This window comes from Pseudomonas sp. A125 (genome assembly GCF_055409485.1).
The window spans coordinates 1-23,371 of the sequence record NZ_JBUZVP010000040.1; the positions used below are offsets into that span (position 1 = coordinate 1).

Annotated in this window: 25 protein-coding genes; 14 read left to right on the forward strand and 11 right to left on the reverse strand. The window is 60.0% G+C overall.

What is annotated here, in order from left to right; genetic code table 11:
• Nucleotides 1-306 precede the first annotated feature (306 nt).
• On the reverse strand, nucleotides 307-1,500 hold the full coding sequence (locus tag ACZRN6_RS32980) for an MFS transporter (protein WP_464009751.1): 1,194 nt from the start codon (nucleotides 1,498-1,500) through the stop codon (nucleotides 307-309).
• Nucleotides 1,497-2,660: an MFS transporter gene (locus tag ACZRN6_RS32985; protein ID WP_464009752.1), complete on the reverse strand. Its 1,164-nt coding sequence runs from the start codon at nucleotides 2,658-2,660 to the stop codon at nucleotides 1,497-1,499. Before ACZRN6_RS32985 ends, ACZRN6_RS32980 begins: the two co-directional genes overlap by 4 nt.
• Nucleotides 2,661-2,755: 95 nt before the next feature.
• Here ACZRN6_RS32985 and ACZRN6_RS32990 point away from each other — a divergent pair, with 95 nt between their 5' ends.
• From ACZRN6_RS32990 to ACZRN6_RS33005, 4 genes are all read left to right on the forward strand, one after another.
• On the forward strand, nucleotides 2,756-3,655 hold the full coding sequence (locus tag ACZRN6_RS32990; RefSeq protein ID WP_322143708.1) for a LysR family transcriptional regulator: 900 nt from the start codon (nucleotides 2,756-2,758) through the stop codon (nucleotides 3,653-3,655).
• An 82-nt stretch (nucleotides 3,656-3,737) separates the two neighbouring features.
• Nucleotides 3,738-4,070 carry a hypothetical protein gene (locus ACZRN6_RS32995; protein WP_464009753.1) on the forward strand — a complete coding sequence of 111 codons (333 nt, stop codon included), beginning with the start codon at nucleotides 3,738-3,740 and terminating at the stop codon, nucleotides 4,068-4,070.
• 91 nt (nucleotides 4,071-4,161) lie between these two features.
• Nucleotides 4,162-4,644, forward strand: a complete 483-nt coding sequence (locus ACZRN6_RS33000) for a methylated-DNA--[protein]-cysteine S-methyltransferase (RefSeq protein ID WP_464009754.1) — start codon at nucleotides 4,162-4,164, stop codon at nucleotides 4,642-4,644.
• A 110-nt stretch (nucleotides 4,645-4,754) separates the two neighbouring features.
• Nucleotides 4,755-5,180: a low affinity iron permease family protein gene (locus ACZRN6_RS33005; RefSeq protein ID WP_322143705.1), complete on the forward strand. Its 426-nt coding sequence runs from the start codon at nucleotides 4,755-4,757 to the stop codon at nucleotides 5,178-5,180.
• 54 nt (nucleotides 5,181-5,234) lie between these two features.
• Here ACZRN6_RS33005 and ACZRN6_RS33010 read toward each other — a convergent pair whose 3' ends face one another.
• Nucleotides 5,235-5,762 (reverse strand): DUF4142 domain-containing protein, encoded by a 528-nt coding sequence (locus ACZRN6_RS33010; RefSeq protein WP_322143704.1) that lies wholly within the window; start codon nucleotides 5,760-5,762, stop codon nucleotides 5,235-5,237.
• Between the two features lie 248 nt (nucleotides 5,763-6,010).
• On the opposite strand from ACZRN6_RS33010, the gene relB reads away from it, so the two are divergent.
• A complete protein-coding gene (gene relB / locus ACZRN6_RS33015) occupies nucleotides 6,011-6,250 on the forward strand; it encodes a type II toxin-antitoxin system RelB family antitoxin (RefSeq protein WP_464009755.1) in 240 nt (79 codons plus the stop codon).
• A complete protein-coding gene (locus ACZRN6_RS33020) occupies nucleotides 6,240-6,524 on the forward strand; it encodes a type II toxin-antitoxin system RelE/ParE family toxin (RefSeq protein ID WP_464009756.1) in 285 nt (94 codons plus the stop codon). Before relB ends, ACZRN6_RS33020 begins: the two co-directional genes overlap by 11 nt.
• 7 nt (nucleotides 6,525-6,531) lie before the next feature.
• On the opposite strand, the gene ACZRN6_RS33025 is transcribed toward ACZRN6_RS33020, so the two are convergent.
• Nucleotides 6,532-7,440 (reverse strand): LysR family transcriptional regulator, encoded by a 909-nt coding sequence (locus tag ACZRN6_RS33025; RefSeq protein ID WP_464009768.1) that lies wholly within the window; start codon nucleotides 7,438-7,440, stop codon nucleotides 6,532-6,534.
• Between the two features lie 77 nt (nucleotides 7,441-7,517).
• Here ACZRN6_RS33025 and ACZRN6_RS33030 point away from each other — a divergent pair, with 77 nt between their 5' ends.
• Nucleotides 7,518-8,006, forward strand: coding sequence for a DMT family transporter (locus ACZRN6_RS33030; protein WP_464009757.1), 489 nt, complete (start codon nucleotides 7,518-7,520; stop codon nucleotides 8,004-8,006).
• On the opposite strand, the gene ACZRN6_RS33035 is transcribed toward ACZRN6_RS33030, so the two are convergent.
• From ACZRN6_RS33035 to ACZRN6_RS33055, 5 genes are all read right to left on the reverse strand, one after another.
• Nucleotides 8,007-9,338: an MFS transporter gene (locus ACZRN6_RS33035; RefSeq protein WP_322143700.1), complete on the reverse strand. Its 1,332-nt coding sequence runs from the start codon at nucleotides 9,336-9,338 to the stop codon at nucleotides 8,007-8,009.
• A 60-nt stretch (nucleotides 9,339-9,398) separates the two neighbouring features.
• On the reverse strand, nucleotides 9,399-10,337 hold the full coding sequence (locus ACZRN6_RS33040) for a hydroxymethylglutaryl-CoA lyase (protein WP_464009758.1): 939 nt from the start codon (nucleotides 10,335-10,337) through the stop codon (nucleotides 9,399-9,401).
• Nucleotides 10,334-11,527 carry a CaiB/BaiF CoA transferase family protein gene (locus ACZRN6_RS33045; RefSeq protein WP_322143698.1) on the reverse strand — a complete coding sequence of 398 codons (1,194 nt, stop codon included), beginning with the start codon at nucleotides 11,525-11,527 and terminating at the stop codon, nucleotides 10,334-10,336. Before ACZRN6_RS33045 ends, ACZRN6_RS33040 begins: the two co-directional genes overlap by 4 nt.
• A 236-nt stretch (nucleotides 11,528-11,763) precedes the next feature.
• Complete coding sequence (locus tag ACZRN6_RS33050; protein WP_322143697.1) at nucleotides 11,764-12,675, reverse strand: LysR family transcriptional regulator; 912 nt, start codon at nucleotides 12,673-12,675, stop codon at nucleotides 11,764-11,766.
• The gene (locus tag ACZRN6_RS33055) at nucleotides 12,676-13,350 is read right to left on the reverse strand and encodes an NAD(P)H-binding protein (protein ID WP_322143696.1); all 675 of its coding nucleotides are present in this window, start codon (nucleotides 13,348-13,350) and stop codon (nucleotides 12,676-12,678) included.
• Nucleotides 13,351-13,699: 349 nt separating this feature from the next.
• Here ACZRN6_RS33055 and ACZRN6_RS33060 point away from each other — a divergent pair, with 349 nt between their 5' ends.
• Nucleotides 13,700-14,926: an 8-amino-7-oxononanoate synthase family protein gene (locus ACZRN6_RS33060; protein ID WP_464009759.1), complete on the forward strand. Its 1,227-nt coding sequence runs from the start codon at nucleotides 13,700-13,702 to the stop codon at nucleotides 14,924-14,926.
• A 46-nt stretch (nucleotides 14,927-14,972) separates the two neighbouring features.
• Nucleotides 14,973-16,160, forward strand: coding sequence for an MFS transporter (locus ACZRN6_RS33065; protein WP_464009760.1), 1,188 nt, complete (start codon nucleotides 14,973-14,975; stop codon nucleotides 16,158-16,160).
• Here the strand turns inward: ACZRN6_RS33065 and yiaY are convergent.
• Complete coding sequence (yiaY, locus tag ACZRN6_RS33070) at nucleotides 16,127-17,275, reverse strand: L-threonine dehydrogenase (protein ID WP_322143693.1); 1,149 nt, start codon at nucleotides 17,273-17,275, stop codon at nucleotides 16,127-16,129. The genes ACZRN6_RS33065 and yiaY overlap by 34 nt on opposite strands.
• A 127-nt stretch (nucleotides 17,276-17,402) precedes the next feature.
• Between yiaY and ACZRN6_RS33075 the strand changes: the two genes are divergently transcribed.
• A complete protein-coding gene (locus tag ACZRN6_RS33075) occupies nucleotides 17,403-18,419 on the forward strand; it encodes a DUF4917 family protein (protein WP_322143692.1) in 1,017 nt (338 codons plus the stop codon).
• An 801-nt stretch (nucleotides 18,420-19,220) separates the two neighbouring features.
• Here the strand turns inward: ACZRN6_RS33075 and ACZRN6_RS33080 are convergent.
• A complete protein-coding gene (locus ACZRN6_RS33080) occupies nucleotides 19,221-19,763 on the reverse strand; it encodes a helix-turn-helix domain-containing protein (RefSeq protein WP_177090499.1) in 543 nt (180 codons plus the stop codon).
• 104 nt (nucleotides 19,764-19,867) lie between these two features.
• Here ACZRN6_RS33080 and ACZRN6_RS33085 point away from each other — a divergent pair, with 104 nt between their 5' ends.
• The 4 genes from ACZRN6_RS33085 to ACZRN6_RS33100 all read left to right on the forward strand — a co-directional run bounded on the left by ACZRN6_RS33085 (nucleotide 19,868) and on the right by ACZRN6_RS33100 (nucleotide 23,254).
• The gene (locus tag ACZRN6_RS33085) at nucleotides 19,868-20,650 is read left to right on the forward strand and encodes an aldolase (RefSeq protein ID WP_322143691.1); all 783 of its coding nucleotides are present in this window, start codon (nucleotides 19,868-19,870) and stop codon (nucleotides 20,648-20,650) included.
• 28 nt (nucleotides 20,651-20,678) lie between these two features.
• On the forward strand, nucleotides 20,679-21,566 hold the full coding sequence (locus ACZRN6_RS33090; protein WP_464009761.1) for a dihydrodipicolinate synthase family protein: 888 nt from the start codon (nucleotides 20,679-20,681) through the stop codon (nucleotides 21,564-21,566).
• Nucleotides 21,567-21,749: 183 nt separating this feature from the next.
• The gene (locus ACZRN6_RS33095; RefSeq protein ID WP_322143689.1) at nucleotides 21,750-22,289 is read left to right on the forward strand and encodes an RNA polymerase sigma factor; all 540 of its coding nucleotides are present in this window, start codon (nucleotides 21,750-21,752) and stop codon (nucleotides 22,287-22,289) included.
• Nucleotides 22,286-23,254 (forward strand): FecR family protein, encoded by a 969-nt coding sequence (locus tag ACZRN6_RS33100; protein ID WP_464009762.1) that lies wholly within the window; start codon nucleotides 22,286-22,288, stop codon nucleotides 23,252-23,254. The genes ACZRN6_RS33095 and ACZRN6_RS33100 overlap by 4 nt, the downstream gene beginning before the upstream one ends.
• Nucleotides 23,255-23,371 lie beyond the last annotated feature (117 nt).

The window sequence follows — 23,371 nt, forward strand, 5'->3', positions numbered from 1 at the left end:
GGCTTGCCCGCGATGCAGGCGACGCGGTCTGCCAGGTACACCGCAGCGATCCCATCGCAGCCTCGCTAATGCTCGACAGCTCCCACAAGGAACTGAATTTACCATCCGAAAAGACGGCTATCTCTCGAGCACCACTCCACATTAGAGCCGCGGCGCTCCCAAATCGGGATGCATTCCCTGTGGGAGCCGGGCTTGCCCGCGATGCAGGCGACGCGGTCTGCCAGGTACACCGCAGCGATCCCATCGCAGCCTCGCTAATGCTCGACAGCTCCCACAAGGAACTGAATTTACCATCCGAAAAGACGGCTATCTTTCGAGCACCACTCCCCGCTGCACCTCCCACGCCAACGGCAATGTCAGCAACAACATCCCCGCCAACACCATCACCGCCACCGGCACGCCCATCGAGTCCCCCAGCCCGCCAAACAGTACCGGCGCCAACGCGCCACCGCCGATGGTGCCGGTGTAGAACACCGCAAACGCCTGTTCCCGTTTACCTGCGCCCGCCAGGTCTGGCACCGCGCCGTAGAGCACCGAAGACGTGCCGTTCAACGCGAGCCCCAACACCGGCAACATCACCATCAACCCGGTCAACGGCAGGTACACCGCCGCCACGATCAACACCGCGGTGCTGGTCTCCGTCAGCCACACGGTTTTCATCATGCCGATGCGTGCGCCGAGGTAGCCGCAGAGCAATTTGCCGAAGGCACCACCGACAAACAGCATGGTCAGCGCTAGGCCAATGCCCGCAGTGCCAGCGCCTTTGGCTTGCAGCAGAAACGGCAAAAACGTGAGAAACCCCATGCGCACGGCACTGTCGAGAGTGCCGGTGACGATCAGCGCACGCAGGCCGCTGACAGAGCCGCTTCCTACCGGTGTCTTGGCGTTTTTCCCGGAAGTGGACGCCGCTGCTTGCGTGGGGATCAGCCACCACAGCAACCCCGCCGCCGCCAACCCCAACAGGCCCAAAAGCGTAACGCTCGCGCGCCAACTGATGACCGTCAGTAACAGTCCCACCAGCCCGGGAACCAGTGTCTTACCAATGTCCCCGGAAAAGTTGTATTGCGACAGCGCCTCCTTGACCCCGCCTCCGCCCTCATAGGTATCGGTGATCATCGAAGAAGCCAGTGGATGTTGGGTGCTCGCGCCCAACCCACCCAACAGCAGCGCCAGCAACAACATGCCCAACCCGGTCGCCTGCCCCACCAACAGATAGGCAATACCGGCAAGCGCCGTACCGCCCACCAGCATCGGTGCGCGCCCCCAGCGTTTGGCGGCGCGGCTGGCCATCAGCTGGAACACCGCCATCATCCCGGAATAGGCACCGCGCAGCAGGCCGATCTGGGCGTAGGTCATGCCGAACTGCGCTTGCCAGATCGGCAGCAGCACGTAGATCACATCGGTCAGGCCATCGTGAATCGCGTGGGCGCTGCAGCCTGCAATCAACGAGCGGCGACGGGCGGAAGTCTCGGGTACGGGCAAGGCAACGGCGTCGTTCATGAGGTCTTGCTCAGTTCAGGTTGGAGGGGCTTCCAGCCCACCAGGGCAATCAGCAAAGACAGTAGCTGGAAACCAATGATCAGCACCACACAGCCCACCCAACCCCAACGCCCCCAGATCAGCGCCGGGACGACGGCACCAAAGCTGCCGCCCAGGTAATAGCAGGTGAGGTACAAGCCTACGGCACCGGCTTTGTTGTGGCGGGCGGTGGCGGTGGTGAAGGCGCTGGCAGCGGCCTGGGCGAGAAAAACGCCGGTGGAGCTGAAGGCCAGGCCCCACACGATGCACCACAGGGATGGCAATAAGGTCAGCGCCGAGCCGCATACACCGAGCGCCGCGGCGGCGGTCAGCAGTTCGGATTGCGGGCGGAATTTGCTCAGGCGACCGGCGATGGGGATCACTACCAAAGCCAGCAGGAACACCATGTATATGGTGCCTAGCGCCGCTGGGCCAAGGTCAAAGGGCGCTTGGCTGAGGTACAGGCCGGCGTAGGTAAACGTCGCCACTTGGGAGAACAGTACGCAAAATCCTACGGCGTAGGCAGCCAACAGCGGAGTGCCGAGCACATCGGCCCAAATGGTCGAAGCTCGCGCGACTCGGGGAGGATTGTCCGGCAGCAGAAACTGGATAAATCCGCCCACCATCAGGCTCAACACCGCCAACAGCTCAAAGGCTTCACGCCAGCCGACGTACTCGGTCATCACGCCGGTGACAAAACGCCCGGCAAACCCGCCGAGCACGGTGCCGGCCACGTACAGGCTGGTGACTTCGGTCACGGTGCCGCCGCGCCAGCGATCGCCGATGTAGGCCACGCTGGTGGCGAACACCACCGGTATCAGCATGCCTTCAATAAAGCGCCACACCAGCAGTTCGGCAAAGCTGGTGGCATAGGCGGTCATCAGCGCCGGCACGGCCAGCAACAGCGCGGCCACCGAGATCACCGTGCGCTGCTCAAAACGCCCGGTCAGGCGGCTGACAAAAGGTGCGGTCAGCGCCACGGCCAAGGTGGTGACGGTAATGCTCCAGCCCGCTGCGTTGGCGCTCACCTGAAAGCGGGTGGCAAAGGCCTGCAAAATGCTTTGGGTGGCGTAGAGGTTGAGAAACGCCGCGCAGCCACACAGGAACAGGGCAAGACGGGCACAATGCAGGCGCGGTTTCATGAAACCTCTCGTTTTATTATCAGAGGCCTTTATAGAATGACCCGCGCACCCGAGACCAATACCAATTTCGAACCGATCAATACCCTGGGGCCAGGATGCTCGACCTACGCAAGCTGCGTTACTTTCTGACCGTCGCCGAAGAATTGCACTTCGGCCGCGCCGCTATTCGCCTGCACCTGGCCCAGCCGCCGTTGACCCGGCAGATTTCCGCGCTGGAGGCCGAGCTGGGGTTTCGCCTGTTCGACCGCACCAGCCGCACGGTTTCGCTCACTCCGCAGGGGCGTTCGTTCCTGCCCTACGCCCGTGCCGTGCTGGAGCAGGTCGACCTCGCCGAAGTCATCGCCGGCAAGCTGGCCGCAGGTGCCGCCGGGCAACTGGCTTTGGGTTACGTTAGTTCGATTGCCCTGTCGGACTTGTTCAGCCAGGCGATTCAAGCCTTTGCCCAACGTTTCCCGGATGTGCAACTGACATTGGTGGAATGCGCCTCCGGCAGCCTGGGCGCGCAGGTAGCCGATGGCCGCCTGGATATCGGCCTGAGCCGCTTGCTGCCCCAGGATGGCCAGACGCAAGTGCAGGCGTTGTCGTTGGGCGAGGAGCGGCTGGTGGCGGCGGTGTCCAGCGACAGCCCGTTGGCCAGCCAGGCCGAGGTCAGCCTGGCGCAGTTGAGTGGGTATCCGCTGATTCTGTTTCCCACCGATTACGGCTCGGGGCTTAACCAGTCCATCGAGCAGCTTTACCGGCACAAGGGTTTGCCATTGCGTGCCGGGCCAACGGGACGGCAGATCACTTCGATCATTGCGCTGGTGGCGGCAGGGCAAGGTGTGGCGCTGGTGCCGGCGTGCACCCAGAGCTTGATGAACAAGGGCGTGACGTATCGACCGTTGGTGGATCTGGACGCGTATGCGCAGTTGTTGGTTCTTACCCGAGCTGAAGGACGAAGCTTGATGGTTGAAGCGTTCATGACGGTCATTGATAAGTTGCTGCAGGACCGATAATGGCATTTAAGCAAACTCCGACGGCCACAACCCACTGAGGCCACGATGATGCTCACTCGTCGCCTCTGAACAAGGACCCTGCATGCTCCTTCCCGCACAACGCACACCAAGGCCCATACTGCGCAAGGTACTGGGCTGGGTACTGGTCACCCCTCTGCTGCTCTCGTTTCTGACGCTGCCATTTCCGTTCGGGCTCGTTCTTGTGCTGGCGTCCATCGCAGCCTCTGTCTACGGCGCCCGGTTTGCACAACTGTACGCCAGCCGGCATGTGACCGTGTTTGCCGTGATTATCACAGTGTTCAACATCGCGTCCTTTTTTCTCATAAGCACTGCGTCGGTACTCAAGGCACTGTACTGGCTCTCGTGGCTTTACTGGTACCCGTATTACGCCAATTGGGTTTATTGGAACTTCTAAATATCTTGCGAATTCAACCGCAAGAAACGTAGTTTCACCCTGTACCGGCAGATCTAGAGTAGCGCTGCACACTAAAAAAAGGCGCCCGACCATGTCCTATGAATACACGCTCATGCCCTCCCCCGTCGGCCAACTGACCCTGGTGGCCCGTGACGGAAAACTCACCGCCATCCTGTGGGAAAAAGAGCGTCCCAACCGTGTCCGGCTGGGTGCCCTGCAAGAAGCCAACAACAGCCCGGTGTTGCAGGAAACCACGCGGCAGTTAAAGGAATACTTCGCCGGTACCCGCAACCGTTTCGAGCTGAAACTGGACTTTGCCGGCACCGACTTCCAGAAAAAAGTCTGGCAGGCGCTGCTGACCATTCCGTTTGGTGAAACCCGCAGCTACAGCCAGATCGCCACTCAGATCGGTAACCCCAAGGCAGTGCGAGCGGTGGGAGCAGCCAACGGGCGCAACCCGATTTCGATTATTGCGCCGTGCCATCGGGTGATTGGCGCGTCGGGCGGCTTGACCGGGTTTGCCGGCGGGCTTGAGGCCAAGCAGTACTTGTTGGCGCTGGAGGAGCGCGCCTGAACGCTCTGCCGATAACCGTACAATTTTATTCAAACTTCCAATTGTAAAAAGAAATTTCAAAGCGCGCCTGCGGTCAATATTTTCATCACCCACTTTTAAGGAAAACGGTCATGAAATTCTCCGCAGTCTCGCAGTCCCTGTCCCGCTGGGCAGGCAGTGCCCGCACGTTCTACGCGGCGGTGGCGTTGATCTTCCTGTGGAGTTTGAGCGGGCCTTATTTCCACTACAACGACACCTGGCAACTGATCATCAACACCTCCACGACCATCATCACCTTCCTGATGGTGTTCCTGATCCAGAACACGCAAAACCGCGACAACGATATTTTGCATATCAAGATCGACGAACTGCTGCGCGCTACCAAGGATGCGCAAAACGCCGTGTTGAGCCTGGACGGCATGGATCGCAAGGAACTGGAAAAACTGCGTAAGGAATACAAGACCATCGGCGACAGCGAATCCATCACCGTCACCACCATGGTCACCGACACACCGGATGAACATGGCCGGGCCAAGACCGATTTGAACCAGGCATAAAAAAACGGCGGCTGGAATATCCCGGTCGCCGTTCTTTATAGGTACTCAGGCCGATCAACCGTCGCCTTGGTGGCCTTTTCCGTAAGTCGATGCCAGCGCCCGGGCTTTCTCCAGGCGTTCTTCCAACTTGGGCAACGTCTCGTCCACCAATGCCTTTATTTCCGGGATATCAGACTCGGCGCCTTCCTGTTTGAACAGGGCGATCGCATCTTCATTGGCCTTGATCTGCTGCGCGGTGTAGGCCGCGTCAAACGAATCGCCGTCCTTTAGCTGCGGCATCAGCGATTCGGCCTTGTCGACGATCTTGTCCCGTGGCGCCACCGGCAAATCGAGCTTCTTGGCGATGGCGGCCAGATGCTGATTGGCCAGGGTGCGTTCATTGATGACTTCGATGGTGTAGTCCTTGATCTCCTGGGACGAAGTCTTGGCGTGTGCCATGCGGCTGGTCTCAATATCGGCCATGCCCTTGGCCGAAGCCTGCTCGATGAAATCGGCAGGCGACTGGGCGAAAGCATTGCTGGCGCCGAGGCCCAGCAGCATCGCAAAACTGGCGGTGCGTAACCGGATAGCCATGCGGCTCATGATGGGTTCCTCCAGGTAATAAACAGGCGCAGGGAAACAAGCCCCGCCTTGAATCTGAATTTTCAGCGCGGTAAAGGTTTAGAAAAAACTTCCCGGCGCGACGAACGGTTGTCAGGCCCAACAGGATGCCTGGCAAGAACGGGTAGCGCCCCGCGACCCGTGCCGCTTCGACAACGACGAACGGAGTACGCCACCATAGCCATGACAATGTAGTATGTTGTATTACACACCACTACATCGAGGCACTTATGTCGATAATGTCATTACGCCTACCTGAAGACATCTCCGAAACACTCGCCAGCCTCGCCAAAGCCACCGGGCGCAGCAAATCGTTCCTCGTCGTCGACGCGTTACGTGAATACCTGACGCGTGAAGCATGGCAAATCGAGGACATTCAAAAGGCCTTGAAAGAAGCCGATGCGGGTGACTTTGCAACTGCGGCCGAAGTGGACGCTGTGGCGAGCAAATGGCGCACCAATGCGCGTTGAGTGGTTGAAGGCAGCACTCCAAAACCTGGATGACGAAGCGGCTTACATTGCTCAGGAAAATCCAAAGGCAGCTCATGAATTCGTTCAAGCCGTCCGGGCAGGGCTTGAGCATCTTGCCGAGTTTCCTGCCATGGGTCGCGAAGGACGCGTTGCAGGTACCCGCGAATGGATAATGTCTCGGTGGCCTTATCTGGTGCCGTACCGTATTCGAGACGGCCGACTACAAGTCCTGCGTTTGTTTCATATGCGCCGCCAACCACCAAAAACCTGGTGACACGTAATCACCTCTTTAGCACCTCCTGCACCTGCCCATTCAACCACTGCAACGCCGGGTCCCCACCCCGCCGCGAATGCCAGGCCAGCACAAACGCAAACGACGGAATATGAAACGGCGGCGGCACAGCCAACAGTTGCTCATGATCAATGTTGAGCAGCCCGCGAGACGACACGGTAAGAATCAGGTCCGTGCCCTGGATCAACTGCGGCGCGACACCCCAATGAGGCAAGCTGATCGCCACGTGCCGCCGCTCACGAATCGCGGTCAATGCCCGTTCGATTTCCGGCGTGCCGCTGCCGCGCATTTCCAGCAACACATGAGGCCGTGCCAAGTACGTGGGCAGGTCAAGCGCACCGCTTCGCGACAGGCTGTCACGGTCCACCAGGCACACGTAATGCTCTTCAAATAACGGGGTGCTGCGCAGTTCGGCAGGCATGTCGGGGAACACCCCGGCGGCCACGTCGATGTCGCCATTGAGCACGCCATCCAGCATGCCTTCGCGACTGGCCTGGATAACCTGCAAATCAATCCCCGGCGCTTCGCGGCGCAAGGTGCGCACCAGCCCCGGCAGGAAAATCGCCGCGCTGTAGTCCGACATGGCCACCCGAAAGGTGCGTTTGGCCGAAGCTGGATCAAAGCGATTCGGCGCCAGCAGCGCCTGTACCTGGGCCAATGCTTGCGCCAGCGGCATGGCCAGTTCCAGCGCGCGTGTGGTGGGCACCAGCGAACTGCCTTGGCGCACCAGCAACGGGTCCCCCAGCACATCGCGCAATCGCGCCAGGGCGTGGCTCACCGCCGGCTGGCTCAAATGCAGGCGCTCGGCAGCGCGGGTCACGTGTTGCTCGTTGAGCAAGGCGTCGAGGATCACCAGCAGGTTAAGATCGATACGTCGAAGATCATTCATCGGCTGCATGTTCTGCATAAGAATCTGGAATTTAAATTTGCGCGACGAATAGCCTAGAGTCCAGCAAAACCTCTGGGAGATGGATCATGACGACGTTGCATTGGGTGGGTTTATTGCTGTTGGCGGCGTTCGCCGGGGCGGTGGTGCCGTTTCAAAGTGCTATCAACGCCAACCTGGGACGCGGCCTGGGCCATCCGCTATGGGCCACCCTCGCCTCGCTGCTGGTGAGCATCATCGTGTTGCTGCCGGTGATCCTGGCCCTGCGCCTGCCGCTGCCCAACCTTGGCTTTATCACCAAGGCGCCGCTGTGGATGTGGAGCGGCGGTGCGTTTGGCGTGTGCTTTATTTCGCTGGCGTTGATTTTGATGCCCAAGCTCGGCGCTTCGGGGTTCGTCGCCTTGGCGATGGCCGGGCAAATCATCGCCGCGTTGATGCTGGATCACTTCGGCCTGTTCGGGCTGGTGGAGCGCCAACTGACCGCGCCCCGGTTGATCGGGGCGTTGATGTTGATCGGCGGCGTGGCGCTGATTCAGTTCAGCGCCACGCCCACCCGATCATTGGTGACCACCGGCTGATCAGTGCTTGTCGAGTGTGCGCAGCTTCTGCGGCAAGCCCCACAGCAACAGCGCCGCCGCGACCAGCGCGCACACGCCGATGACATACAGCGCCGGCGTGGTGCTGCCGGTGAGATCCTTGATCCGGCCGACCATCACCGGGCTGACGATACCGCCGAACTGGCCCAACGTGTTGATCACCGCAATCCCGCCCGCCGCGCCCGCACCGGCACCGGCCAACAACTTCGGCGGCAGCGTCCAGAACGTCGGGATCGAGGCGATGATGCCCGCGCCCAGCAAGCTCAAGGCAACGATCAGGAATGTGGTGTGATCGGCAAAGATCCCCGCACAGAAGAACCCCACGGCGCCCAGCGCCACCAGGCCGCTGACGAACTTGCGGCGCTCGCCGGTGGCGTCGGACAAACGGCCGATCACCACCATGCTGATAGCGCCGCACACGTAGGGAATCGCCGTCAGCAGGCCGATCATCACCGGGCTCTGGGTGCCCGCGCTGCGGATCAGTTGCGGCGCCCAGAAGTTCAGGCCGTAGGACGCCACCTGGATCAGGAAGTAGATAAAGCCGAGCATCAGGAAGCCAGGGATACGCAGTGCGGCGAGCAACGAGCCGCCGCTTTTGTGGGGCTCATGCACGGCAATGCGGCTGGCCAGCAAGGTCTTCTCCGACGGGGTCAGCCAGTGGGCGTCTTCGATGCGGTCCTTGAGCAGCTTCAGCACCAGGAAACCCAGGCCAACGCAGGGCAAGCCACCCAGCAAAAACAACCAGTGCCAACCGCGCATTTGCAGCACGCCGTCGAGGTGTTCCAGCACCAGCCCGGAGAACGGCGCGCCCACCAGCCCGGCAAACGCCGACGCCAGGAACAGCATCGACGTGATGCGCCCACGGTAGTGCTGCGGGAACCACAAGGTCAGGTAATACAACACGCCCGGCGCGAACCCCGCCTCCATCGCACCGATGATGAAACGCAGCCCATAGAACTGCCATTCGGCCGTGACAAACACCATGGCCGCCGTCGCCAGCCCCCACGACATCATGATGCGCGCGATCCAGCGACGGGCGCCGACCTTGTACAGCATCATGTTGCTCGGCACTTCGAAGATCACATAGCCGACCACAAACAGCCCGGCGCCCAGGCCGTAAGCGGTGTCGCTCAGGCTCAGGTCGGTCTGCAACTGGAACTTGGCGAAGCTGATGTTGATGCGGTCAAAAAACGCGAACAGATAACAGACCATGATCAGCGGCATCAGGCGCCAGGCGACCTTGCTCACCAGGGCTTTTTCGGCATCGTGTTCAGCGGCCGGGCGCACGCCGGCCTCCAACGTATTCAGGCTCATTGTTTCTCTCCAGCGGACTGCTCGCAGGCGTCCGATTGTTTTTGTTGTCTGGTGGGCGGTTTACAAGGTCGCGATGTAGGCCGGTGGCGGATGCAGGTCGCAGTTGCGCCCGGCCTTGGCCACCTGGCCTGGTAGTTCGTGGCCAAGCAAGGCCGGCAATTGCCGCGAAAGCTTCAGCAAGTGCGGCAGGTCGATGCCGGTGTGAATCCCGACTTCTTCACACAGGTTCACCAGGTCTTCGGTGCAGATATTGCCCGACGCGCCGGGCGCAAACGGGCAGCCACCGAGGCCGCCCAGTGCCGCATCAAACCGTCGGGCACCGGCCCCGTAGGCGGCCAGCACATTGCACAAACCCAGGCCACGGGTGTTGTGGAAATGCAGGGTCAGGTCGCTGGCCGGAACACGCTCGAGCACGCGCTTGACCAAGCGCTCGACCTGGCGCGGATTGGCCATGCCGGTGGTATCGGCCAGGCTGATGCCCTGGATGCCCAATTCGCGGTAGGCATCGACCAATTGCAGCACGCGGTCTTCATCAATCTTGCCCTCGAACGGGCAACCGAAGGTGGTCGCGATGCTGCCGTTGAGGCGCACCGGATAGCCGCCGGCAAAGCTCACGATGTCGCCGAATGCCGCCAACGACGCTTCGCAACGCATGCGCATATTGGCCAGGTTGTGGGTCTGGCTGGCGGACATCACCAGGTTCAACTCATCAGCCCGCGACTCGATGGCACGCTGGGCGCCCTTGAGATTGGGGATCAACGCTACGTAGATAATCTCGGGGCGGCGGGTGATGCCCTGGAACACCTGCTCGCCGTCGCGCAGCGCGGGAATGGCCTTGGGCGAAACGAACGAACCGGCTTCGATCCGGGAAAACCCGGCCAGGGACAGTTGGTCGATCAGGGCGATCTTGTCGACGGTCTCGACCCAGGTCGGCTCGATTTGCAGGCCGTCCCGGGGCGAGACTTCCTGCACGACCAGGGCATCGCAATAGTTTTTCATTGCACCACTCCCGAGGTTTTCAGGCGTTGAATGTCGGCGCCGCTCAGGCCCAGGTCGCCGAGGATTGAATCAGTGTGCTGGCCCAAACTCGGGCCCTGCCAATTCACCGCGCCGGGGGTTTCCGACAGCTTGGGCACGATGCCGGGCATCTTCACCGTGAGGCCGCCGGGCAGCTCGGCACTGAGCAGCATGTCGCGGGCCTGGTAGTGCGGGTCGGCGACGATATCGGCCACTGAATAGATACGCCCCGCCGGTACTTCGGCCGCTTCCAGGGCAATGAGCACCTGGTCGATGGGCAGGCTGCTGGTCCAGTGGGTGATGGCAGCATCCAGCACACCGCTTTTGGCTGCCCGGCCATCGTTGTGGGCAAACTCTGGCGCTTCGGCCAGGTCGGCGCGGCCGATGGCGAGCATCAGGCGCTTGTAGATCGGGTCGCTGTTGCCGGCAATCACCACGTAGGCGCCGTCGGCAGTCAGGTAGGTGTTGGACGGTGCGATGCCCGGCAAGGCGCCGCCGCTGCGTTCACGCACATGGCCGAGCATGTCGTATTCGGGCACCAGGCTTTCCATCAGGTTGAACACGCTTTCGGCCAGGGACACGTCGACAATCTGGCCGTCACCCTGACCGGTCTTGACCCGCAGCAGCGACATCAGCGCACCGATCACGCCGTGCAGCGAGGCCAGGGAATCACCGAGGCTCACGCCCACCCGCGCCGGTGGCGAATCCGGGTTGCCGGTGGTGTAGCGAATGCCGCCCATGGCCTCGCCGATGGCACCAAAGCCCGGGCGGTCGCGGTAAGGGCCGGTCTGGCCGTAGCCGGAAATGCGCACCAACGTCAGTTTGGGGTTGAGGGCGTGCAGCACGTCCCAGCCGAGGCCGAGTTTTTCCAGGCCGCCGGGGCGCAGGTTTTCGATCAACACGTCGGCGTCGCCCAGCAGTTGCTTGACCAACTCCAGGCCTTCTGCGGACTTGAGGTCAAGCGCCAGGGACTTCTTGTTACGCGATTGCAGGTACCACCACAGCGAGGTGCCTTCATGCAGCTTTCGCCATTTGCGAAGCGGATCGCCCTGACCCATGGCTTCGATCTTGATCACCTCGGCGCCAAACTCAGCCATCAGCCGGGCGGCGAATGGCGCTGCAATCAGGGTGCCGATCTCGATCACCTTGATACCGCTCAGGGGAGCCGTCATGGGGTGTACCTCTTGTTCTTGGAATGTGGGGCCAAGGCTAGAGGACAGGGGCGATAGAAATCCAACCGTCAGTTGGCAACGAGCGTTCGCGAAATGCGAAGCCTTGGGGATTTTGGGCGCTCTTTAAATCGCCATCGCGGGCAAGCCCGGCTCCCACAGAGGATCGATTTTTCCCCAAACAACTCGGTCAACTGTGGGAGCCGGGCTTGCCCGCGATGAGGCCAGCAGCATTTCGTTTAGCCCTGCTCCCGACGCAAATAATCGAACAACAACCGGCTCACCGGCGACAGCTGCGCCTCGTCACGCACCACCAGGATCAGGCTGCGATCCGACCAGGCGTCCGTCAGCGGCACCGCATGCAAACCCAACGCCCGGCCAAACAGTTCATAGGCCTTTTGCGGCAGAATGCCGATGCCCATATTGGCCTGGACCATCCGGCACATCGCATCAAAACCCGGTACATGGATACGCAGGCGCAACACCTTGCCCGCCTCACGCGCTGCCGCGTGGGTGCGCATGTTGATCGAGCTGGCGGAGTGCAGCCCTACATAGTCACTGTCCAGAGTCTCGGCAAAGGCCAACGTTTTGCGCGCCGCCAACGGGTGGTCCGCCGGCATCAGCACCACCAGCTTGTCCCGGCGATAGGTCACGCCGGGCAGGCCTTTGGTATCGGTGTCGCTGGAGCAGATGCCCAAGTCCGCAACCCCATCGATCACACCCTGGACCACGCCATTGCTGGGCCGCTCTTCCAGGTCGGCTTTGACCTGTGGGTGCAGCGCGGAAAAGTCGCGCAAGTCTTCCGGCAGGAACTGAATGATCGCCGAGAGATTGGCCAGCATCCGCACATAACCACGCACGCCGTGGCTGTGCTCGCCCAGTTCCAGGCCCATTTTCTCGACGTTGAACAGCATTTGTCGCGCATGGTGCAGCAAGGTCTCGCCGGCGGCCGTGAGCTGCATGCCCTTGGCCTGGCGTACAAACAGGCTTACGCCCAACACGTGTTCCAGCTCCATCAACCGCTTGCTGGCCGCCGAGACCGCGATGGCTTCACGGGCGGCGGCGCGGGTCAGGGTGCCTTCTTCATGCACCGCCACAAACAGTTGCAGGGTGATCAGGTCAAGGCGGCGGACCAGGCTTTTGTGCAGCATCTAGGCGCGCTCGGTGGCCAGGCGATTGATATCGGCCTGCTCTACCACAGCCGACGGGGCGCCGTGCCGGACGGCCGAGAGCATCGCGCGGCCAACGGTTTCCGTGCTCACGACCCAGGCCGGGCGCACATGGCGCAGCAGCGACAACAGCGGGCCGATCACGGTGTAGATGGATTGGTAGAGCGGGGTTTTCGAACGTACGCCGTGCAGCGGCTGGATAACCCCGGGGCGGAACAGGTACACCGCCTTGAACGGCAGGCGCAGCAAGGCGTTTTCGGTCTTGCCCTTGATCCGCGCCCACATGGTTTTGCCGGCTTCACTGCTGTCGGTACCGGCGCCGGACACGTAGATGAAGGTCATCTGCGGATTGAGCCGCGCCAGGGTGCTGGCAGCCACCAGCGTCAGGTCGTAGCTCAAGTGAGTGTACTTGGCTTCATCCATGCCCACCGAGGACACGCCCAGGCAAAAGAAGCAGGCGTCAAAGCCTTGCAGCAGATGCTCCAGGGGCTGGAAATCGAACATGTCGGCATGCAGCACCTGATGCAGCTTGCCGTGTTCCTGGGTCAGTGCGGTACGGCCTACGGCCACCACTTCCTGCACATCACTGGCCAACAGGCACTCGCGCAACACGCCTTGGCCGACCATGCCGGTGGCGCCGAATAGCAGAACTCTCATCAAAAACTCCCATGAACCTGCTGGTTTTTTCAAAACGAAAACGGCGCTCTCACGCCTTCTGTACGTCTTCATTAGCAAGTTAACACTTAACCCAAGGACGTGAGTCAATAGGTTCACCAAACCAGACACGGGTATGCGGCTCATAGAGCCTCTGCTGGCGTCTTCGACGGCGATACTGGCAGACATCAGTGAGAACATAAACATAACGTCCAGGTCTTTATCAAAAAAGTAGGAGTTTACACACGCAAAAAATCCCAGCGCGTGCAGGTCATGTAGGAAGCATCTGACTTATCCAAAGATACTTTTCTCGCTAAGGTCTTTGGCCCTAAGCAGAAATGGACACCTAACAATGGAAAACCACCCATACAACAAATTTACCAATTACAAAAAAGTGATTCAGTTAGCAGACAGTGACTGGCAAACAGCAAAATCAGGTCGAATCTGTGAGTTAAACGTCACGGTAAAAAAAGCCAATCTACTCACTGACCAATACGGAAGAGACGTCCATCACTTCTGTACAACATCATACTTGGGACTGGACTACCACCCAGACATCCTTAAAGGTGCGATACGAGGAATACAAGAGGCAGGAACACTACGCATTGCAAACTCAAAAAACCGCTGCAAACTAGCCATTCTTGATCAGTATGAAACAGAGCTGTCTGAACTTTTTGATTCAACGTGCTTAAGCGCTTTATCTTGCAGCGCTGCCACTTCCGGCATACTACCTTTGCTCGCCAGCGGAGCGTTCACTGACGACAATCCACCCATCATGGTATTCGACAAAAAATCGCACTACTCGATGAATCACCTTAAAGCTTCATGCGCAGATGAAACAGAGGTAGTAACCGCCCCCCATAACGACATTTCATTTCTCGAAGATTTATGTAAAAGGCATAAAAAAGTTGTATACGTAGCGGATGGCATTTATAGCATGGGAGGTTTCGCCGACATAGAAAGCCTTCTCTATTTAAAATCGCGTTATGGTCTATTCCTGTACCTGGACGATTCCCATGCACTATCGGCGATTGGGGAGAACGGGAGCGGCCATGTTCGACCACAGCTGTCGCACTTAGATGATCAGATCATAATCGTCGCGTCCTTAGGCAAGTCTTTCGGCGCAAGCGGCGCAGTAGTGATGCTCGGCAACGAGCGCCAAAAGAATTTGATCTATCGCTATGGAGGACCTAACAACTGGTCCCAAAGCTTAAACTCCGCATCGATCGGGGCAGGACTCGCCTCCATTCAACTACACAAATCAGACCAACTACCAGCCCTGCAACAGAACCTTCAATCAAACATCAAACTATTTGACAGCTTAATAAAATCAGATCAATCAGGCGCAAATACACCAATTCGATTAATCACTTGCGCAGGAGCTGAAACAGCAAACAGAGTGGCTATAGGGCTTGCAGAGAAAGGCTTTTTCACCTCAGCAGTATTTTTCCCGGTCGTTCCACAGGGAAAAGCGGCGATACGTATTACGCTACGAGCGGACATGCCCCACTCTCTAATCAAGCTATTTTGTGTAGAGCTTAGAGCCTTGATGATGGAACACGGGAAAGCTAATGATTAGCACCACCCGATAATCTTGTACTCATCTGTAGAAGGATGCCCCACGCTTGAAAAGCACCACCACCCTCGCCATCGCCTGCAGCGCGGCCTTTCTGTCCCAGGTTGGCATCAGCAGTTACCTACCCGCCGTACCGGCGATTGCCCACGCATTGCCTGCTGCCGAGGACCAGGTGGCTCTGGCCCTGGCGGTGTATTTGATCGGCATGGCGTTGCCGATGCTGCTTTGGGGCAGCCTCGGTGAGCGGGTTGGCAGAAAGCCGGTGCTGTTGGCGGCGTTGGCGCTGTATGCCCTGGCCAGTGTGGCGATTCCGTCCGCCTACAACCTCGAATCCTTTCTTGGCCTGCGGCTGGTTCAAGGCCTCGGCGCGGGCGGTGTATCGGTGATGGCGCGGGTGCTGGTTCGCGACAGTTTCAGCGGTGCGCTGTTGGCCAAGGGTCTGTCGTGGCTGGGCATGACGTTCGTGATCGCGTTGGGCATCGGGCAGTTTGTGGGCTCGCTGTTGCAGGTGGCGTTTGGCTGGGAAGCGATCTTTTATGGGCTGGCGATGGCGGCTGCCGGCTTGATGATTGCGCTGCAACGGGTGGTGTTTCCGACACTGGAAAAAGCCGCCGGGCACCTCTCGGCCTGGCGCAACTACAGCACGATCCTGCGCCATCCGGCGTTCCTGCGCCCTGCATTGGCGGGCGGTTTGGGTTACGGGGTGATCATCGCCTTCAACACCTGCGCACCCTTGATCTTGCAGGGCCATTTCCAGTGGAGCGCGGCGCAATATGGCTGGCTCGGCTGGCCGATCAGCGGGGCGTATCTGGCGGGGGCGTTGATGGTCAATCGCCTGGTCGCCCGCACCGGGCGCCTGTCGATGATGAGTTGGGGCGTGGCGTTGGTGATGTGCGCCAGCGCAACGATGTTGCTGGGCAGCCTGTTTGCCAATGGCCTGGCGATTCTATTGTGGTTGCCTTACTGCCTGGCGGTGTTCGGGCAGTCGATGAGCTATCCCATCAGCCTGTCGCTGGCCAATGATGAGTCGCCGGTGAGCGGCTCCTACGCCATGGCCTTGAGCGGCTTTATGCATCAGTTGATGGCCGCGGCGATCGGTGGTGTGGCCAGCCTGTTGGCGAGTCAGCAGGCCTGGCCGTTGGCGGTGTTGTGCGTAGTGCTGGCGGGCGGCGCACTGTTGAACGTCGCCCTGATCAGAGCCGATCAAAACGCGCTGCGAAAGATCTCCTCAATCTGACGTTGATCCGCCCGCCGTGGGTTGGTCAGGCCGCAGGCGTCCTTCAATGCATTGGAGGCCAGCAGCGGGATGTCCTGCAGCTTGGCACCCAACTCGCGCAGCCCGGCAGGAATTTCCACATCCTGGGACAGGCTGCGAATTGCCACGATGGCCGCCTGGGCGCCCTCTTCCGCCGTTGTGCCCTTGATATCTGCGCCAAGGGCCCGGGCCACATGGCTCAGGCGTTCGGCGCTGACGCTGGCGTTAAAACTTTGCACATGGGGCAACAGCACCGCATTGCATACGCCGTGGGGCAAGTCGTACAGGCCGCCCAACTGGTGGGCCATGGCGTGCACGAACCCCAGCGAGGCATTGTTGAAGGCCATGCCGGCGAGGAACTGCGCGTAGGCCATGTTCTCCCGCGCGGCCATGTCTTTGCCGTCGCGCACCGCAATCCGCAGGTTGGCGCTGATCAGTTCGATGGCCTTGATCGCGCAGGCATCGGTGATCGGGTTGGCGGCGGTGGACACGTAGGCTTCGATCGCGTGGGTCAGCGCGTCCATGCCGGTGGCGGCGGTCAGCCCCTTGGGCATGCCGACCATCAGCGCCGGGTCGTTGACCGACAGCAGCGGTGTGACGTTGCGGTCCACGATGGCCATTTTCACGTGGCGGGTTTCGTCGGTGATGATGCAGAAACGGGTCATTTCGCTGGCGGTGCCGGCGGTGGTGTTAATGGCCACCAGCGGCAGTTGCGGCTTGGCCGACTGGTCGACGCCTTCGTAGTCGCCGATGTGCCCGCCGTTGGTCGCACACAGGGCAATGCCCTTGGCGCAGTCATGGGGCGAGCCGCCGCCGAGGGACACTACAAAATCGCAGCCACTGTGGTGCAGCAGCGCCAGGCCTTTTTCGACGTTTTCAACATTCGGGTTGGGCTTTGCGCCGTCGTAGATCACCGAGTCGATGTCCTGCATCGCGAGTTTCTCGGCGATCATGCTGGCTACACCCGCCTTGGCCATGCCGGCATCGGTGACGATCAGCGCCTTGTGAAAACCGTAGTTGCGGATGGCCGTCATGGCTTCGTCGAGGCAGTCGATGCCCATGATGTTAACGGCGGGAATGAAGAAGGTGCTGCTCATGGTGGCTAAACCTCTAAAGTCGTTATGCCTACAGCATCGACCCCGTTTACCTGCGGCATCTTGACCAGGATCAACGCCCGCTCGTGATAAAGTCACCGCCCAGCCGATTTTGAGTAGACCCGCCGCAATGAAGGATTCCCAGGATTTTGATGCCCACCTTGAAGACTGGAACGCCTTGCGCAGCAGTACCGCCTTCAGCGGGATCCTGATCGGCAACGGCGCCAGCCGCGCAGTGTGGGAAGACTTTGCCTACGACTCGCTGTTCGAAAACGCCCGCACCGTGGAAGAGAAACCCCTGAGCCAATCCGAGCTGAGTGTGTTTGACGCGATGCAGACCCGCAGCTTCGAGCAGGTGCTGGGCGCGCTGAAAACCACCAGTCGGGTCAACAAGGCCCTGGCGGTCAGTTCGGCGGCGCCGCGTAATCGCTATTACGCGATCAAGGAAGCGCTGATCAATACGATCCACAGCGTGCATATTCCATGGCGTTTGGTGAAGCCTTCGACGCTGGCGACGATTCATCAGGAGTTGGCGAGTTATCCGACGGTGTTCACCAGCAATTACGACCTGCTCAACTACTGGGCGATCCTGCATGCGCCGGGCATCGATGACCTGTTTCGCAGTGCCGATGCGAGTTTTGACTTGCGCAATACGGTTACCGATACCACACGTATTCTGTACCTGCATGGTGGTTTGCACCTGGTGCGTAACCTTGATGGTACGGCGCGTAAACTGCCGACTACCGACAGTACGTTGCTCAGCAGTTTTGCGATCAATAACACGATCAAGACGCTGGATGATGTGCCGTTGTTTGTCAGTGAAGGGAAGGTTGAGGAGAAGCTGAAGACTATTCGCAGTTCTGACTATTTGTCGTTTTGCTATGAGCAGTTGTTGAGCCATGAGGGTGGGTTGTGCATTTTTGGGCATCACCTTGGCGCGCAGGATGTGCATCTGGTGCAGGCGATCCGGCAGGCCAGGGTCAAGACCCTGGCGATTTCGGTGTTTGGCCGCAGTGCGGGGTTTATCCAGCAGCAGAAGCGGCGTTTTGCTGAGTTGTTTGAGGGGGTGGATGTGGAGTTGCGGTTTTTTGATGCGCGTAGTCATGTGCTTGGGACATCGGGGCTTTCGGTGGCGGTAGAGCGGTGATTGGGGTTGGGTTTTTTGGGTTGGGTGCATATCCGTTGCTGCGGTAACGGCTTCTTATGGTTCCGCTCTTACAGCGGGTCACTTTTGGCAAACGCCCCAAAAGTAACCAAAAGGTCTTTGCCCCACCACTCGGTGCCTCGCTTAGGCTCGGCATGCCCGCAATCAGACCCGTCTCCGCGGGCCGCCGCGACGGGCCATCCATGGCCCGGCGCGGCTAAATCGGCATCCTTGCCGATTTACCCGCTCCACCGTGCCTGCTTGCGGCCATCGTGGTTGACGGGGCCTGCAGATCAAGGTCAACAGCAAGAGCACGGCGGCCTGAAAGCCGACCTGAGTGTTAAAAGCAAAAGCAAGGCGTAGGAGCTGGCTTGCCGGCGATGCAGGCGACTCGGTTTTTCAGACACGCCGCGGCGATGCCATCGCAGGCAAGCCAGCTCCCACATTGGAACCGTGCCTGCTTTAGCTTTTGATTTGGCTTTTAACACTCAAGCCGGCCTGTAGGCCGCTGTGCACTTGATCTTGCTTTTGATCTGACTGCCCCATTCAGCCCGAGGCCGAACGCAGGGATTGAGGAGCGGGTAAACCGGCAGGACGCCGGTTTAGCCGCGACGGGCCAGGGACGGGCCGTCGCGGCGGCCCGCGGAGCAATTCCGGAGTGAGGGAACGCCGAGCCACAGCGAGGCGCCGACAGGCGGGGCAGAGCGTTTTGGTTACTTTTGCGCTTTTCAAAAGTGACCCGCTGTAAGAGCGGAACCCATCGAAGCCGTTACCTAAATAACGGATATGCCCACAACCCCACAGTCACTCATCGCTGCTGTGCACCACCACCAACAACTGCGCCTGAACCTCCCCCACCGACCGAATCCGGTGGGGCTTCTGCGCATTGAAATGCAGCGCATCCCCGCGGTTCAACACCACCCGCTCACTCATGAAATCCACTTCAACCTGACCTTCATGCACAAACAAAAACTCCTCACCCAAATGCTCCTTGAAGGTCTTGTCCGTAAACTCCGCCGGCGGATAAATGATGAACGGCAACAAACTACGCTCGCTGACCTGATGCGCCAACACCGCGTAACCCGGTGACGCATCAGTGCCCGACAACGCCTGCCGCTCATGGCTGCGAACCAGGCTGTAGCTGTCGAGGCTCACGCTGTCTTCACTGAACAGTTCCTCGACCTTCACGTTCAACGCCTTGGCCAGTTTCAACGCTGCGGCAATCGACGGCGTATTCAACCCGCGCTCGACTTTCGACAGGTAGCTCTTGGTCATCCCGGATTTTTCCGCGAGCGACTCCAAGGTCACGCCAAGTTTTTTTCTCAGTATTTTCAAACGGATAGACATGTGCAGCGGTTAATCCATTAAAGAGTCGATGAAGAATACTTGTCAATGACACTTTGTGTCATATAGTCTCTTTCGTGTCATTTGCAACGAACAAGGACACAGACATGGCCAAGACATTAGCACTCCCGAAAGACCAACTGGTCAAGCAAGCACTGACCCAGATGCAAAACACCCTGGCGGATAATACGTGGACCGACCGGCAAAAGCTGGCGCTCACCTGCCGGATTCTGTTCGAGAACGGCCATGACTCCGGCCTGGCCGGGCAGATCACCGCACGCGGCCCGACCCCGGGCACTTATTACACCCAACAACTGGGCCTGGGTTTCGATGAAATCACCGCCAGCAATCTGCTGCTGGTCAACGAAGATTTGGAAGTACTGGAAGGCCACGGCATGCCCAACCCGGCCAACCGTTTTCACAGTTGGGTGTACCGCGCTCGCCCGGATGTGAACTGCATCATCCACACTCACCCGACTCACATCGCCGCGTTGTCGATGCTCGAAGTGCCGCTGCAGGTGTCCCACATGGACCTGTGCCCGCTGTACGAAGACTGCGCATTCCTCCAAGCCTGGCCCGGCGTGCCGGTGGGCAACGAAGAAGGTGAAATCATCACCGCTGCACTGGGCGACAAGCGCGCGATATTGCTTTCCCACCACGGCCAATTGTCCACCGGGGCGAGCATTGAGGAAGCCTGCGTGATCGCGCAGTTGATCGAGCGCGCGGCCAAGTTGCAGCTGCTGGCGATGGCCGCCGGCACGATCAAGCCGATCCTGCCGGAACTGGGCCGCGAAGCCCATGAGTGGATTTCCAAGCCCAAGCGCCATGGCGCCGCGTTCAACTACTACGCTCGGCAGAACCTGCGTCAACACGCCGATTGCCTGAACTGAAACCCTTTTTTCGACAGGAGACTTTTCCATGTCCAGCCCTTCTATTCACGGCATTATCGGCTACACCATCACCCCGTTCAGTGCAGACGGCCAGCACCTGGACCTGGACGCCTTCGGACGCTCCATCGACCGCCTGATCGACAGCGGCGTACACGCCATCGCGCCGCTGGGCAGCACCGGCGAAGGCGCCTACCTCAGCGATGCCGAGTGGGATGAAGTCGCCGCCTACAGCCTCCAGAAGGTCGGCAAACGCGTACCGGCCATCGTCAGCGTCTCCGACCTGACCACCGCCAAGGCCGTACGCCGCGCACAGTTTGCCGAAGCCCACGGTGCGGACGTAGTGATGGTATTGCCGGCCTCGTACTGGAAACTCAGCGAGGCGGAAATCCTCGCTCACTATGCCGCCATCGGTGACAGCATCGGCGTGCCGATCATGCTCTATAACAACCCGGCCACCAGCGGCACCGATATGTCGGTGGACTTGATCCTGCGCATCGTCAACAGCGTCGACAACGTGACCATGGTCAAGGAAAGCACCGGGGATATTCAGCGCATGCACCAGTTGCACCGGCGCAGCGAAGGCCAGGTGCCGTTCTACAACGGCTGCAATCCGCTGGCGCTGGAAGCGTTTGCGGCTGGGGCGAAGGGCTGGTGCACGGCAGCGCCGAACCTGATCCCGCAGCTCAATCTGGATTTGTATGAAGCCGTTCTGAGCAATGACCTGACGAAAGCGCGAGCGCTGTTTTATCGCCAGTTGCCGTTGCTGGACTTCATCCTCAAAGGTGGCTTGCCGGCGACGATCAAGGCCGGTTTGCGGCTCACGGGGCTGGAGTGCGGGGACCCACGCTTGCCGGTGTTCCCGCTGGGTGAGGCTGGCCGGGTTAAGCTTCAAGAACTGCTGACCACATTGCGGTGACCCCCTGTGGGAGCTGGCTTGCCTGCGATGGCATCACCTCGGTATTCCTGACAAACCGAGGTGCCTGCATCGCAGGCAAGCCAGCTCCCACACTGATGCGTATATTTCAATAGAGACAAATGACAATAATTCTCGATATCATTCGCGACTTTTCTACGTCGTGCTTCGTCAAGAAGGATATCCATGTCTCGTCCCAAGCCCGACCCGCTGTCGGCTGATGCCTTTCGCGGGTTCTATGCAGATATCCTGCATTTCCTGCGCAAACGCACGGACAACGCCAGCGACGCGGCAGACATGACCCAGGATGTCTTCACCCAATGGCTGGACTACCGCGACAGGGCACAGGTTGCGCAGCCACGGGCGTTTCTGTTCCAGATGGCGCGCAACCTGCTGCGCGATCACTGGCGTAAACAGAAGGTGCGGCACACCGTCCACCAGCAACAGGCCGAGCTGGATGCCGAACCTGTCAGCGACTCGCGAGACGATCCCATGGCCGCCGCGCAACGCCTGCAACGCCTGGAACAGTTGAAAGAAGTCCTCGCTGAACTCTCGCCCAGAAGACGAGAAGCCCTTATGCTGCACCGCTTCGAAGGCCTGAGCCAGGCCCAGATCGCCGAGCGCATGGGCGTTTCGATCAGCATGGTGGAAAAGCACATCGCTTTTGCCTTGCTGCATTGCAAGCAGCGACTTCAACAAGAACAGGGCAAGGAGCAGCCAGAATGACCCGCCTGAGCGACATCGACACCTGTGGCATCGAGGCCAGCGACTCGATCGATGCCCAGGCCGCCAGCTGGTTTGCGCGCAACCGCAATGACGCGGGCCGCGCCGACCGCAAGGCGTTTGCCGCCTGGCAGTCGGAGCCGGCCAATGCTCGCGCCTATGCCGAATTCGAACAGCTGTGGGCCGACCTGGCCCAGTTGCAGCAACTGAACAAACCGACACCGCTACCCGTACGCAAACAGCCCGTGTGGCGCCCCGCCCTGGCGGTGGCGGCCGCGTTGGTGTGTGCCCTGCTGGCGAACAATCTCGGTGCCCCGCGCGAGCTGTTCCACACCCAGGTGGCGGCTCATGCCAAGGGTATGCGCACCTTGCAACTGCCCGACGGCAGCACCTTGTACGTCAACGCCAACACGCGCCTGCGAGTGGACTTCACCAGCCACCAGCGCGTCGTGCATCTGGATCAAGGCCAGTTGTATATCGAGGTTGCCGCCGACAAGGAACGCCCGCTGTTCGTGCAGGCCGGCGAAGCCAACGTACGGGTGGTCGGCACCGGCTTTGATGTGCGGCGCAGCAAACAACAACTGGTGGTCAGCGTGGCTCACGGCCAAGTGGCGTTCGATGCCGATGCCAGGGTGCCTGCCACGTTGCTTGGCGCCCAACAGCGCGCCACGTTCAGTTATGCCAAAGGCACCCTGCAACAACAAACCCTCACCGCCGACGAAATCGCCGATTGGCGCGGTGGGCACGTATCGTTTCGCAATCGCGAGCTGGCCAGCTTGATGGACGAGTTGAGCCTGTACCGCCCCCAGGCACCGTTGCTGGTGGACGGCGCAGTGGCGCAGTTGAAGGTCTCGGGCAACCTGGATGTGAATGATCCGGACGCCCTGCTCAACGCCCTGCCTGCCCTGCTGCCGGTAAAAACCGTGGCCATGGCCGATGGCAATATCAGGATCGAACCGCGCAAGTAATCCTGCAAAATCCTTATTTGAGAATATTTTGCATTCGCATGTGAGGATTATTTTTTCTGCCGCGTCTTCCTCCGGTCTGCGTTTGATACGCACACCTTTTTGGCCATTTGGCTACTC